The organism is Wolbachia endosymbiont of Drosophila tsacasi, from assembly GCF_028982115.1.
GTDB classification, from domain to species: domain Bacteria; phylum Pseudomonadota; class Alphaproteobacteria; order Rickettsiales; family Anaplasmataceae; genus Wolbachia; species Wolbachia pipientis_B.
The window spans coordinates 1-584 of record NZ_JAPQLJ010000057.1; the positions used below are offsets into that span (position 1 = coordinate 1).

1 rRNA gene is annotated in these 584 nt (G+C 52.4%); it reads right to left on the reverse strand.

Features of this window, described 5'->3' with window-relative positions:
• A 23S ribosomal RNA gene (locus OZD70_RS05870) occupies positions 1-584 on the reverse strand; the annotation flags it as partial.

Genomic DNA, 584 nt, shown 5'->3' on the forward strand with positions numbered 1-584 from the left:
TCGATGTGGACTCTTGGGGGAGATAAGCCTGTTATCCCCAGGGTAGCTTTTATCCGTTGAGCGATGGCCCTTCCATACGGAACCACCGGATCACTAAGCCCGACTTTCGTCCCTGCTCGACTTGTCAGTCTCGCAGTCAAGCTCCCTTATACCTTTACACTCTGCGAATGATTTCCAACCATTCTGAGGGAACCTTTGGGCGCCTCCGTTACATTTTAGGAGGCGACCGCCCCAGTCAAACTGCCTACCTGACACTGTCTCCCGCCACGATTAGTGGCGCGGGTTAGAGTGTTCATACAGCTAGGGTAGTATCCCACCAACGCCTCCATCGAAACTAGCGTTCCGATCTCTACGGCTCCTACCTATCCTGTACAAGCGGTACAAACACTCAATATCAAGCTACAGTAAAGCTCCATGGGGTCTTTCCGTCCTGTCGCGGGTAACCCGCATCTTCACGGGTACTATAATTTCACCGAGTCTCTCGTTGAGACAGTGCCCAAATCATTACGCCTTTCGTGCGGGTCGGAACTTACCCGACAAGGAATTTCGCTACCTTAGGACCGTTATAGTTACGGCCGCCGTTT